Source organism: Photobacterium halotolerans DSM 18316, from assembly GCF_000425165.1.
Taxonomy (GTDB): Bacteria; Pseudomonadota; Gammaproteobacteria; order Enterobacterales; family Vibrionaceae; genus Photobacterium; species Photobacterium halotolerans.
Genome location: NZ_AULG01000033.1, coordinates 1 through 12462 on the forward strand (window position 1 = coordinate 1; position 12462 = coordinate 12462).

General features: G+C 40.2%; 11 protein-coding genes and 3 pseudogenes. 8 read left to right on the forward strand and 6 right to left on the reverse strand.

All coding sequences use genetic code 11. The features are described 5' to 3' along the window. Positions 1 to 722: 722 nt before the first annotated feature. Positions 723 to 2864: a CHAT domain-containing protein gene (locus tag H511_RS0108720; RefSeq protein ID WP_027251967.1), complete on the forward strand. Its 2142-nt coding sequence runs from the start codon at positions 723 to 725 to the stop codon at positions 2862 to 2864. Between the two features lie 37 nt (positions 2865 to 2901). Here the strand turns inward: H511_RS0108720 and H511_RS24615 are convergent. Continuing rightward, positions 2902 to 3027, reverse strand: a pseudogene (locus tag H511_RS24615) (IS110 family transposase); the annotation flags it as partial. Beyond that, the gene (locus H511_RS24620; RefSeq protein WP_211225195.1) at positions 3008 to 3178 is read right to left on the reverse strand and encodes a hypothetical protein; all 171 of its coding nucleotides are present in this window, start codon (positions 3176 to 3178) and stop codon (positions 3008 to 3010) included. The gene H511_RS24620 and the pseudogene H511_RS24615, both read right to left, overlap by 20 nt. A gap of 124 nt (positions 3179 to 3302) precedes the next feature. Here H511_RS24620 and H511_RS0108725 point away from each other — a divergent pair, with 124 nt between their 5' ends. Both H511_RS0108725 and H511_RS0108735 read left to right on the forward strand, forming a co-directional pair. Next, on the forward strand, positions 3303 to 4610 hold the full coding sequence (locus H511_RS0108725; protein ID WP_081669230.1) for a TIR domain-containing protein: 1308 nt from the start codon (positions 3303 to 3305) through the stop codon (positions 4608 to 4610). A gap of 409 nt (positions 4611 to 5019) precedes the next feature. Next, positions 5020 to 5493: a hypothetical protein gene (locus H511_RS0108735; RefSeq protein ID WP_027251970.1), complete on the forward strand. Its 474-nt coding sequence runs from the start codon at positions 5020 to 5022 to the stop codon at positions 5491 to 5493. A 771-nt stretch (positions 5494 to 6264) separates the two neighbouring features. Here the strand turns inward: H511_RS0108735 and H511_RS24365 are convergent. The 3 genes and pseudogenes from H511_RS24365 to H511_RS25210 all read right to left on the reverse strand — a co-directional run. Next, positions 6265 to 7427, reverse strand: a protein-coding gene (locus H511_RS24365) for an IS3 family transposase (protein WP_155804837.1) whose coding sequence is annotated in 2 segments (ribosomal slippage) — positions 6265 to 7172 and positions 7172 to 7427 — 1164 coding nt in all. Because the reading frame shifts where the segments join, the coding sequence is not laid out codon by codon here. A 459-nt stretch (positions 7428 to 7886) separates the two neighbouring features. Further along, positions 7887 to 8021, reverse strand: a pseudogene (locus H511_RS24625) (IS110 family transposase); the annotation flags it as partial. A 2-nt stretch (positions 8022 to 8023) separates the two neighbouring features. Further along, positions 8024 to 8160, reverse strand: a pseudogene (locus tag H511_RS25210) (IS110 family transposase); the annotation flags it as partial. Positions 8161 to 8259: 99 nt separating this feature from the next. Here H511_RS25210 and H511_RS0108755 point away from each other — a divergent pair. The 5 genes from H511_RS0108755 to H511_RS0108780 all read left to right on the forward strand — a co-directional run bounded on the left by H511_RS0108755 (position 8260) and on the right by H511_RS0108780 (position 12070). Continuing rightward, the gene (locus H511_RS0108755) at positions 8260 to 8670 is read left to right on the forward strand and encodes a lysozyme inhibitor LprI family protein (RefSeq protein WP_027251974.1); all 411 of its coding nucleotides are present in this window, start codon (positions 8260 to 8262) and stop codon (positions 8668 to 8670) included. A gap of 556 nt (positions 8671 to 9226) precedes the next feature. Then, positions 9227 to 9811 (forward strand): DMP19 family protein, encoded by a 585-nt coding sequence (locus H511_RS0108760; RefSeq protein WP_027251975.1) that lies wholly within the window; start codon positions 9227 to 9229, stop codon positions 9809 to 9811. Between the two features lie 116 nt (positions 9812 to 9927). Beyond that, a complete protein-coding gene (locus H511_RS0108765; protein ID WP_027251976.1) occupies positions 9928 to 10419 on the forward strand; it encodes an SUKH-4 family immunity protein in 492 nt (163 codons plus the stop codon). 370 nt (positions 10420 to 10789) lie between these two features. Beyond that, on the forward strand, positions 10790 to 11347 hold the full coding sequence (locus H511_RS0108775; protein WP_027251977.1) for a hypothetical protein: 558 nt from the start codon (positions 10790 to 10792) through the stop codon (positions 11345 to 11347). A gap of 162 nt (positions 11348 to 11509) precedes the next feature. Beyond that, positions 11510 to 12070 (forward strand): hypothetical protein, encoded by a 561-nt coding sequence (locus H511_RS0108780; protein WP_155804838.1) that lies wholly within the window; start codon positions 11510 to 11512, stop codon positions 12068 to 12070. Positions 12071 to 12156: 86 nt separating this feature from the next. On the opposite strand, the gene H511_RS22905 is transcribed toward H511_RS0108780, so the two are convergent. Next, positions 12157 to 12462 (reverse strand): transposase (locus H511_RS22905; protein ID WP_027251938.1); only part of this gene is annotated, 306 nt, incomplete at its 5' end.

Here is a 12462-nt window from a genome sequence, read left to right on the forward strand (position 1 = left end):
ATAAAAGCAGTTGAGCCCGATTGAATTTCTTACGAAACACCTCATGCCCATGCTGGTCATGTCCGATACAGTGAAATGTACGTCTACCTAGATCGATGCCAAGAATATGTAAATTGTCCATGATGGAACACCTCAGTGGTTTCGGTTTCCTCAAGCTTAGCCACTGACGTCGCTAGGGGTGAGGTTGGGGCGGACCATATCATTAGAGTACCCAGAAATGCCTTGTTGTTCTTTGGTGTTGTCCGGGCGGTTGTAGTCGCTCTCGGCGCCGACAACCTAAAAATTCGTCCTGAATTTTTCCCTTGGGGAGAGGCAAGCCTCAAACTTTTCATTTCTGCTTTTAAAGCACACGTCAAACCTGGTTAAATTTATTGTGATTCAATGGTCTATTGCACATTCCTGTGCAAGCCGGAATCCATGCGATAAGTGTAATTCTGTGGTTTCTTTGTGCTGGGTAAGTGGCCGATGTCGTTTTTCTCACAAGCTTATATGTCGCTGATTTTTGCGGTAAGTCATAAAATACAAGAAAAGTATGAAATATCAGTTTGTTAGCAGAAGTGGATTGAGTAGGATATACGACATGATGTCGTGTATCTTACTGATAGATTTATCTGATTAAGTGCATTTAGTTCGATGTAATCAATCGCTTAAGCTATTACTGATTGAAAGAGTTATACGACATGGTGTCGTTGAATAAAATGTTATGCATTTTTAGGAGTTTTATGTTTACAACGACAATTAGACACATTGTTGTAGTGCCGAATGATGTTTCTGATGAAAACTGCACCTTTTTTCAAAGGTATTCAGATGAAATAGTTAGTAGTTATCAGTGGGTATTTGATGTACTGTCTGGCGTTCCTCACGATGCTATGGAGCCTTTCTTAAGCAGCCCAAACTATGTCAAATCTAAGTTAGCAGGCTCCTCACTTGATGTACAAATGATTAGATCTGATTTACTCAAAATAGTATATGATGAGTCTGATTGGGTGTTTAATATTATTTGGAGTACTCCAGAAACCTTTAGTCAAGCAAAGGAATCTGAGATGCTCTTTAAATACAAACCACTTCATGTAACAAGTTGTGAAACAAAAGAGGCTTTATTCATTGGAGAGTTAACCCCCGAGTCATTGAATGAAGAGATTAATAACTATATTAGACAGACGCTATCAAGTTTGGATAGCAGTGATGCAACTGACGAAGTTTTAGCTATTATAAGTTCTGGGCAAAAGAAAGATGCCATTAAACTTGGTTTTAGCCCATTAAATCATAATTGTACGAGAGCACTTTATAAGCCACTAACAGGCTATGGTTACTATGCTGAAGATTTTGAGGACATTATCCCTAGCGATAATATTGATCAACATGTTAGAGGTATGACTAATCTTTCAGAAGTGATTAATGATATACGGGAAAACGTTGAAATTCCGTATCATTTAATAAAAAATGACTCAATAATATATAGTATGGCAATGTGTTCATTTTTATATAAACATAATAGCCAGATGTGGAATGAATTGTATAGAAAGTTAGATAAACCTAAAAGAGACTTCCTCAAATTAGCAATAATTAGAAATAAACTGTTCTCCAACTTTACAGTATCTACTCCAGAAGTTTTTAATCCGTATGAAGATCCTATTATTTCAGGGTTACTAAAGGAAAGGCAATCGGAATTAGCGATGTTTACTAGCGTAGTTACTATACTAGCTGTAAACCAGTTTGCTCCTGCATTGAGGTTGCCTAATGCTGTAATGCTACACCATGACTTACTAAAAAATATATCGTCATTAATTACTAATCCTAATAAAAAATCTCACCGAAGCTTAAACATTAAGTTGAAAAATTATAGTGATACATTGAAGTCTGAAATTGGAGATGACTTAATTAACGCTAGTATAATTGGTAAAAATAAGCTCCTTACTATGTGTGATTTTCCAATTGAATGGTTAAACGTTGACGGTTTTCCTATTATGTTTACACATGAAGTATCAAGAATCCCAACAACGCCGGGAAACTTATGCTCGCAGTTGGCATTGTCTGGGCAAAGAGTCATCGTACCTTATGAAGCATTCAGAGATATACTGATTATCAGTTCATTTAATAGCGCTGACCCTATAAAGGATCATTTAACGTCCTCTTTGGATCAGTTTAAGGCTAAAAACCAATACAAGAACTTAAATATCACAGAGGTTAACGTTAGCTCTGAATCAGAGTTGATCGATGCTTTGAATGATTTTTCTGGTGGTATTGTAGTATTCGATTGTCATGGTAATCATGGTGGTGAAACAGAACATGGGTGGCTATGTATTGGTGATGATAAGGTAGATGTATGGTCACTAGCTCATAAAACTAGGATCCCACCAATTGTAGTTTTAAGCGCTTGCAGTACTCATCCTATCGATGGATCTCATGCTTCGGTCGCTAATGGCTTTTTCAGGTGTGGAGCTATTAGTGTTATTGGAACTTTTGCTCCTATACGCGCAGATCATGCAGGTTTATTTGTGGCTCGTCTACTATTTAGAATTTCTGTATTTATCCCTATTATAATTAAATCAAGAACAATAACTTGGCGTGAAGTTATCGCTGGTTTTTTAAGAATGTCTTACTCAACTGATGTTCTTCAATATATGGCTGGTGAATTGAACGTTTTAACCAAACAACAATATATAGATATACACAATGAAACTAACTATATTATTAATAGTGGTGAAAAAAATTGGACTAAAAAGTTCATAGCAACAATTTCTGAAAAAACAGGAAAAGATGAATCAGAAATTATAGGGTTAATAAACGAAAACTGTCAATTTGTGGATACGATGTTGTATTCTCAACTTGGAAGACCTGAAAATATCGTGATTTGTCAATAAAATGCATAACAAACGACTATGGCGTCAATCATAAAAATCATGCTGATTTTGCATCCCATAAGACGTCATCGCGCAACATAGAATTTAGGATGACAACCATCTTCCTGACGCATGCAATGATGACTACTTTTTTCGGTTTTCCTTCAGCCAGAAGTCGTTGATAGTACGATAAAGGCGGGTGGTATATTGGCAAAGGTAGAAAGGACTTTTGAGCGTGTTATTGTTTTGTGGATCAACACCTTGCCTTGATGATCTTCACCGTGGATACTGAAGCTATGTTTGGCTAAATCAATGCCATAAATAGAATGTGACATGGTGGCCTCCGGTAGTTACAAGATAAGACTTACCAAGTGTGGCAAAGCCTGATGAGGGGGAGTCCATGTCATTCGTTAGCTGTACATCGAAGTCAAATAGTAATTTTACGATTAGTTGGTAATAATGAATAAAAATATATTTTTATCGTACTCATGGTCAGATATGAAGATTGCTGATCAAATAGAAGAGGACTTAAGCCGTTTACAACTTAACTTACGAAGAGATGTAAGGGATTTGGCTTATAAAAACAGCATATCAGACTTCATGGAATCAATACGTGATTCTGACTTTGCAATCTTGTTAATTAGTGATAGTTACTTGCGTTCAAAAAATTGCATGAAAGAAGTTTTGCACTTGCTAAAAGACAGAGACTACGAAGATAAGATCTTACCCGTTATTGTGAAAGGAACTGAGATTTACTCGACTGCAGGTAGACTATCGTACACTAGGCATTGGTTAGAAGAGCAAGAAAACCTCAAGGAGGTTATCAACACTTTACCGGCCACATCTGTCGTTAGCGAAATCTCTGAGCTAAAGACGGTCGAAACTATTACATCTCAAATTAATGATTTCCTTACATACATTAGCGATAATAAAAACTTAACTTTTGAAGAACTTAAATCAGAAAGCTATTCTTCAATCTTGGATTGCTTAGGTGGCGTAAATATTACTCATTTAGTAAAGCTTTTGAATATTTCTTTCATCGACGATGTCGATGAAAAAGAGATTGAACTTGATCAATGGTTTGAAGACTATGAACCTACATCTGATGCATACTCAATCAGAGCTAGTATTGCATCAGAGCGAGGAAATATAAAAAAAGCTGAGATTAATTTTAATAAAGCTTTAGAAGTAAATGAAAATAATGCTTACGCTTTAAATAATTATGGCTTTCTATTGTACAGGCTTGATATTGAGCATGAAAAATCTAAAGAGTTATTTGAAAAAGCAATAGCAGTCATGCCTAACCTAACTGAAGCAAGGCTAAATTTAGGGGTTTTATTGACTAGACGTTTTGATGCTTATGAACAAGCAAAAGAGCAATATGAAGCCATAATATCTTACAATCCAGCAGAATCTAGAGCCTATGCTAATTTGGTTAATTATTATAAAGATCGCGGAAAAAATAATAAGCAAAATAAACTAAAAATTGTAGAGCTCTACGAGAAAGCAATAGAATTAAACCCCGATTACCTTGAGGCTCATATGGCTCTGGGAAGTCATTTATCAGAGTTTTTAGGTGAGCATGATAAGGCAATCACGCATTACGATGAGATGCTACGTATTGACCCTAAATATAGTGAGTTAGTAACAACGTTAAAGCAGAGAGTTGACTCTCTCCGTAATCCAAAATTAAGTCTAAAACAGTCTAGAAATGAGCTTTGTAACTGCGGTAGTGGTCAAAAATATAAAAAGTGTCATGGTGCATAAGTACAGTTAACAAACGACTATGGCGTCAATCATTAAAATCATGCTGATTTTTCATCCATAAGACGCCATCGCGTAACATAGAATTTAGGATAATAACCATCTTCCTGACGCATGTAATGATGGCTACTTTTTTCGGTTTTCTTTCAGCCAGAAGTCGTTGATAGTCACGATAATGGAGGGTGGGATATTGGCAAATGTCGAGAGAACTTTTGAGCGTGATATTATTTTTTTTGAAGTAACACCTTGCCTGGTGATCTTCACCGTGGATACTAAAGCTATGTTTTGCTAAATCAATGCCATAAATAGATTGTGATAGGGTGACCTCCGGTAATTTCGTAGTCAGACTTACCAAGTGTGGCAAAGCTTGATGAGGGAGAGTCCCTGTCATTTGCTAGGCATAGGGAGCATTATGTATATCGAAATTCTTAAAATTGCTGCTCAGATACTCATATCTGTTGGAGCTGCATTTTTAGCAGCAAGGCTAGCTACGTCACGTTATCGTAGTGAAAAAGTTTGGGATCAAAAGATGCTTGCATACTCTGAGTTAATCGAATCATTACATCGAATGAAATGGCCAATTTCAGAACATCTTACAGCCACATTAGAAGGTAGGGAGTTATCTGATGAAGCTAGCGATGAGCTATGGGCTGACTACCGGGCAGCGAGAAAAGATGTATCTAAAGTCGCAGAAAAGTCATCATTCATTGTGTCACATGAAGTTGTTGATGCCATAGCAGACTTGGAAAATGGTCGAAGTAAAGCAAGAACTTCTCAGTATTGGGTTGAGCATTTGGAAATTGAATGGAATGCCATAAATAAAAGTATTGATATAGTAAAAAGGATCGGAAATAAAGATCTGAAGATAAAAATGCCTAACAAATAAGGATAAGTGTCGAGCAGTCGACACTTTATCCAGATGTTGGACAAACCCTAAGTGGCATTATTCAGGAAATAGTTTGATTGAGCGCTGGAGTGCGATGATACGGACTGTTTTAATCAGGCAGAGTAGCAGCCTAAAGTATCAGATGATTAAAAAAGTCAGTGAGTTACATTGTTTTTTACTGCGGTTGTAGTGCGTTACTCCGCTTGCGGTGTGGTAGCCATTCTCCTTGTTCTGTTCGCTGTGTCCAAAAGCACTGGATCAGATCAGTCCAATTACGAGTAATAAACCAGCGTTATCCAAAATACCAGGGAAAAATTCAGGACGAATTTTTAGGTTGTCGGCGCCGGGAGCGCCTACAACCGCCCCGGCTACCACCAGTGAGCCTAAAGGCATTTCTGGTTACGCTTTGTGCCAGCAAAGAGTAACTGGCGCGCATCCAGCGGTGCTGAGAAAAACACCGAACTCAAGCGCGACATATGATCAGCAAGAATTGATGTTCTTTTAAAGTGGTTCATGGATCAACATCTTGCCTTGATGATCTTTACCGTGGATACTGAAGCTATGATTTTGCTAAATCAATACAATAAATAGATTGTGATAGGGTGTCCTCCGGTAATTTGGTAGTCAGACTTACCAAGTGTGGCAAAGCCTGATGAGGGGGAGTTCATGTCATTTGTTAGGCATTAAAGGTTACAAATGTACAGTTCGATACTGATAGTATTGTATGGTCTTTTGGTCTCACTCGGTGCAGTGGCGGGGACTTTATAGTGGTCAACTAATTCCGGACAGTAAATTAGGTTGGTTTTCTGCCTTTGCAGGCGGAATACCATCATTGTAGCTGTGTGGCCTTTCCCAGTTGTAGTAGTCCATCAGATAACGACTGATATCTTTGGTTGAGTCTGTCAACGATGTATAGCCTGTTGCTGGTACCCACTCCGATTTCAGACTTCTAAACAGACGCTCCATCGGTGCGTTGTCCCAACAATTACCACGACGACTCATACTTTGAGTCATGCGATAACGCCATAGATGTTGGCGAAACAGACGACTAGTGTACTGACAGCCTTGATCTGAATGAAACAGTACACCTTGTGGCCGGCCTCTTTGCTCATAGGCCATGGTCAGAGCCTTTGCGGCTAATGAAGCATCTGGTTTATCTGACATCGCCCAACCGACAACACGACGACGGAACAGGTCAATCACAGCAGCCAGATAGCACCACCGATTACCAGCCCAGATGTAAGTGATATCACCACACCAAGCCTGATTAGGGCTACACACATTAAATTCCCGGTTGAGACGGTTCGGAATATCAAGCCGCTCAACGGTTGCATTCCTGTAAGCATGTGGACCTGGCTGTTTACTGATAAGCTGCGCTTCTTTCATCAGCGCTCTGACTTTGAAACGACCGATGGAATAACGGCGTTCACGCATCATCCAGGTGATCGTACGACTACCGGCAGCACCTCGGCTGAGTGTAAAGAGTCGATTGACTTCGCTACGAAGTTCCATGCGTTCAATATCAACACGTTGTTGTCGTTGCTTGTACTCGTAATAACTGGATGAAGAAATGTCGAATACTGAACAGACCAAGTGAACCGATTCATGCTCTCTCAACTGGTCTATCAGCGCGTACGTTCGAGTTCGTCCGACATTAAGAGAGCTGTGGCCTTTTTTAGAATCGCTTTTTCCCGTTCTAAACGATTAATTCGTGCCTCAAGCTCCTGAATTTTCTGCTGTTCTGACGTGAGTGCTTTCGATGTTGGTGTTTGGCCACCGCGTTCAGCTCTGAGCTGCTCAACCCAACGTCTAAGTGCCGTCTCTCCGACGCCAACGGAGCGGCATGCTTCAGGTATTGAATAATTCTGGTCGAGTACCAAACTTGCAGTTTCACGCTTGAACTCAGGACTAAATGAGCGTCGTTTTTTGGTCATTGAACACCTCTTTCTTTGGTGGCTACTTTACCACCTTAAATGGTGTCCGGGTTTATTAAACCACTTCACTTGTACGCAGGGAGATGTTGGGCGGTTTTATGCTTCGATAATATATGGTTCATTACTGTTCTTACCTATCGTAGTCGCGATTCAACGTGGACGTAAATATACAATATTCATATGGATTAGCCCTTTAATTGCTTTGTTAGTTGCTATTTTGGTTACTTATTTTTGGATACCTTTGGTAATTGAAACAACCATTGAAGGTCATCATTTGTGTGGCAAAGTATTTGACTCTCACTTGGGAGAGATTTACCTCTTCGAGAGGGCTATACCAATGATTCACATTGTTTCATCGCTGGCTATTTTCATGCTTTCACTGAAGAAGTTTGTGAGGTTAAAGAAGGGGAAGTAGCCTGTGATGCCAAGATGTCTAACAAACGACTCTGGCGTCAATCATTAAATTAACGCCATTTTTTCTTCCCATTGGGAGCCATCTCGTAGCATCACATTGAGGATGACAACCATCTTCCTGACGCATGCAATGATGGCTACTTTTTTCGGTTTTCTTTCAGCCAGAAGTCGTTGATAGTCACGATAATGGAGGGTGGGATATTGGCAAATGTCGAGAGAACTTTTGAGCGTGATATTATTTTTTTTTGAAGCAACACCTTGCCTGGTGATCTTCACCGTGGATACTAAAGCTATGTTTTGCTAAATCAATACCATAAATAGATTGTGATAGGGTGACCTCCGGTAATTTCGTAGTCAGACTTACCAAGTGTGGCAGAGCCTGATGAGGGGGAGTCCATCATTCGCTAGGTACCTGGAGATAAATTTGAACAAATCACTTATGATATTGGCGTTTGTATCTACGTTTGTTTGGGCTTCTGATAGTGTTGAAGACCCCTGTAATGTACAAGGTGGAGGAGTTACGGCCGGTTATCTGTGTGTCGAAGAGAAAATGAAAACCGCAGATATGGAACTCAATAAAACCTATCAGGAAGCAATAGATAGAATCAGTGAGGAAGAAGCATTCTTGCGGAATACGTGGTCAAAAACCGAACTGGTGGCACCATTCAGAAAAGCTCAACGGGCTTGGTTAAAATACAGAGATGCCGAGTGTGAATTTGCAGGTATTTCTTCAACTCCGTCACCTTGGCAAGGGGTTCAAGTTGGAGAATGTAAGCTAAGAATGACTCTAGATCGAGTAGAGTACTTTAAGCGTGTATATGTAGGTTGACCCAAGGCTGCTAACAAATAACGAGAAGTGTCACGCAGCCGACACTTTATCTGGGTCTGGACAAGCTCGAAGCGGCGTTATTATAGAAATAGTTTGGTTGAGCGCTGTAGTGCGGTGATGCGGGTTGTTTTTTATCAGGCAGAATAGCTGCCTAATGTATCAGATGATAAACTTCAGTGAGTTACATGATTTTTACTGCGGTTGTAGTGCGTTCCTCCGCTTACGGTGTGGCGGCCATTCTCTTTGTTTTATTCGCTGTGTCCAAAAGCATTGGATCAGATCACAGTAATGAGAGGCACCGCAGGCTTCCATACCGATAATCTCGTGTGGGATATTAGCAAACGTCTCAAGGACTTTTGACCGCGTTATTGTTTTGAGGATCAACACCTTGCATTGATGATCCTCACCGTGGATACTGAAGCTATGTTTGGCGAAATCAATACCACAGATAGATGGTGATATGCTGGTATCCGGTAATTACGGGATCAAACTTACGAACTGTGGTAAAGACTGATGAGGGAGCCCATGTCATACTTTATGCACTTAAAGGCCCGAGATGAGCGGTAAGGTTTCATGTACAGAATGTGGGGCAATGGTTTTGCCAAGTACTGCTGAACGTACTGGTGGGTTTTGCATGCCTTGTAAAAACGGTACACGTAAGAATATTGAACAAGCTAAAGAGTACTACAAAAGAGAGCGAGAACTAGATAAAACCTGTCCCTTCCGTGCGCTTTGGAGGGAGCTTGTCGATAAAGTTTATAAACAAGATGGCGGTTTTAGTGCTCTGTCGGAAGATGAAAAACTGTATTACTCCGTTAATACGCTCGGTGGCGAAGTCTATAATGGGGGCTTTGTTCAGTATTTCGATAATTCACCTGGTGAACACTATCGTTATGCAGAGCTTGGGCTTATTCGTTTGGGCGCAACCAGCTCTCTAAAGCTATTACGCAAAGCTAAAGAAGAGCTGATAGGACATGGTCCTGTCCCGAAGGATCAAGCTGAGCGTTGGGCGGTAATAAGAAAACATAGCGATGAGCCAGATCTGGATAACTTGGATACTGAATTTTATAAAGATCCAGATCAACTTGATAATAAATTAGAGAGCTTTGCAATTGAGGTTGGGCTGTTAAAGGGCGCATAAAAAACGGCTACATCAAGCAAATTTTTGCTGTCTCATTTTTTGCGCTATACAACAAAATCACTGGCATCAAAAAATGACTCGTTGGACTGGGCGTTAGCTGAAGATGGACTCCAAGCATGAAATTGAGTGAGTTTAAAAAGAGGTATATTGCTGCATTGCCGGAGGTACCAAAATACTTGGACCTAAAATTGGATAATTTCCATTTGTACGATTCAAGTCTGCCTGGTACCACACTGCTAAAACGTTCTGATTTGGAACACCTTGTCACAGTAGGTATGCCCTCGCAAGCTTCTCCATTTCTGAGCTTTGGTAGCTATTCTGATTGGGAATATAATGCGGATCGCTATTTTCCCATCGCCGCTGATGGTTCTGGGAGTAATTTATGCATTGATTCTGGCAATGGAGAAGTTGTATTGCTGGATCACGATTGGGGAATGAAGCGTGTATTTATAAATAGCTCACTTGAAGCCTTTTCTGAATGCTTGTGTATATATCAAGAGTGCTTGCGAGATCAGAGCATAAACAATTGTATGGGTTTAATGTACAGTGCGGGCAGTGAGCTATACATTAGCGGTGAGTGGTGGGCTAATGAAGTCAGCCACAGCTAACAATCACAAACAAGGGAGCAAACTAGGATTCGCTAGTTGTTGTTTGCTTTGCTAACTTTACCGAAAATTAGCTCCAATACGTTTGGCCTCTGTTGTGGGAGTTATGAGGTCCAATCCCGTTAGAAATGATGATATAACAACGGTGGTGTGTAAGGAGGCCATGGCGACTCTTTCGGATAACAGTATCGCAATCGCCTCGCAGGTTCTAGAGTTGATAGAGGCTCAGTTGAAATGGCTTATCGATTATTTCGAGGCCACACTAGCGAGAGGAAACTGTTATCGATCTTTCTTTTGGGTATAGCCATAACAAGGCCAAGCACGCGACAAGGGCGTGTTGACAGCGTTAGATTACCATTTTAATGAGGAGCCTATGGCTGAAAAAATTAAAAAAGCGGTTACAGTTGCTGGTTATATCGGTGCTTTTATTGCTGTAATTACTGGCGTCGTACAAATTTATGACCGTTTTGTTGCGAAACCTGATATCGAAATTTTCAATAAAAATATTAATTTAACTTATGATAACTCTGATTCAGGGTTGATAGGTTTTTTGGCACGCAATGACGGTAAGACAGTATTTATAGATAATTATATTGATACAAGTATGGCTATAGAGGAACATCAAATTATCGAAGAAAGGTGTGCGCTTGATATTGATGCCGTTATAAACAAGCAGATTCTAGGGACCCCCATTCACCTGCCAGTATATGACAATATTGAAAACTTTATTTGTGCGGGGCAGTATCTGGTTCTCAATTTAGGAGAGGATACAACATATCAGTACAGCGCAGGTGGTACAGGTATAGTTATGATAAAATTCAAAGGTTTCTTCGAGGTGTCATTAACTTATCATTCTGGTCCTAGTATTTATTATCACTTGAAAGAAGTCACCGTGCCCTTTGAAGTTAGAAATAAGTTGAGTGCGAAATAATCATATAAAGCGTTGCACTGGATAGTTCAGTGAATACTCGGTGATCTTCGCCGTGGATACATAAAACTATGTTTGGCTAAATCAATGCTATAGATAAATTGTGACATGGTGGCCTCCATTGACTACCTAATCAGACTTACCAAAGCCTGATGAGAGGAATCCATGTCATTCGGTAGTTGCTTGCATGAATACACAGAAAATAGGGAAAATATGAAGGAATATTGGGAGCAATATAAAGAAGCAGTAACTGTGTTAGTTAGTGAGCTTCCACAAGAATTTTCTGCATTTGGTGAGTTTGTTTTGAAGTGGTCACCTCTTCTAATGCTAATCATTGTAGCTGCTAAGCTAGTCGATAAGTTGTTTGAAAGTGCATCAATTAAATTTATCGCAAATAGCTTCGTAACTGTTTGTAAATATATGTGGAAAACAGCATATGAGGAGCCCGTTCATAAAGGTCTTATCATTGAAGTTCCTCAAGGAATTCAGCGCTGGTTTCACATAACATGCGCATGGTTTCAAGGGGCGCAAGGCGCATTCTTGTTGGTATACACATTTATAGCGCTATATCCACTGATAACTCTTCAAATCCGAGAAGATCGCTTTATTGAAGGTATCGTGATGCTATCGGTATTAACAATCGCGACTACTTTCTTAGCATTTGTGCAATTTGGGTTGTGTCAACAGTCGATCAAGTTAGCTAAATCGCTGAAAAGAAATAAATAAATGTTCCAGGCTTCAAGATGCTTATTTTAATCTGATATGAGCAATTTGATACGGCGAGGGTGTTCATAGTTCTGTGTCAGCATAAGTCACAGATCCACATATTGATCGACCCTGTTCGGGAAGTGGAGGCTCAATTGGGATAACGTCAGATTCCAGTTCTGTACCGGATGCGTCCACTTCTCGGAAGCCTTCAACATCCCCGCATAGAGCAGCTTCAGCAAGCTGGTTTCGTTAGCGAAGCCGCCCTTGGTTTTGGTCAGCTTGCGGAACTGACGGTGCACCGCCTCAACCGCATTGGTGGTGTAGATGGCCCGCCGGATCTGCTCGGGATACTTGAAGTATACCGACAAATTGTCCCACTTGCTGCGCCAGGATTTGATGACCAACGGGTA

Bases quoted from the DNA above. Each gene is read 5' to 3' on its own strand.
- H511_RS0108720 (WP_027251967.1), top strand. From the start codon at position 723: ATGTTTACAACGACAATTAGACACATTGTTGTAGTGCCGAATGATGTT.
- H511_RS24620 (WP_211225195.1), bottom strand. From the start codon at position 3,178: ATGTCACATTCTATTTATGGCATTGATTTAGCCAAACATAGCTTCAGT.
- H511_RS0108725 (WP_081669230.1), top strand. From the start codon at position 3,303: ATGAATAAAAATATATTTTTATCGTACTCATGGTCAGATATGAAGATT.
- H511_RS0108735 (WP_027251970.1), top strand. From the start codon at position 5,020: ATGTATATCGAAATTCTTAAAATTGCTGCTCAGATACTCATATCTGTT.
- H511_RS0108760 (WP_027251975.1), top strand. From the start codon at position 9,227: ATGAGCGGTAAGGTTTCATGTACAGAATGTGGGGCAATGGTTTTGCCA.
- H511_RS0108765 (WP_027251976.1), top strand. From the start codon at position 9,928: ATGAAATTGAGTGAGTTTAAAAAGAGGTATATTGCTGCATTGCCGGAG.
- H511_RS0108775 (WP_027251977.1), top strand. From the start codon at position 10,790: ATGGCTGAAAAAATTAAAAAAGCGGTTACAGTTGCTGGTTATATCGGT.
- H511_RS0108780 (WP_155804838.1), top strand. From the start codon at position 11,510: ATGTCATTCGGTAGTTGCTTGCATGAATACACAGAAAATAGGGAAAAT.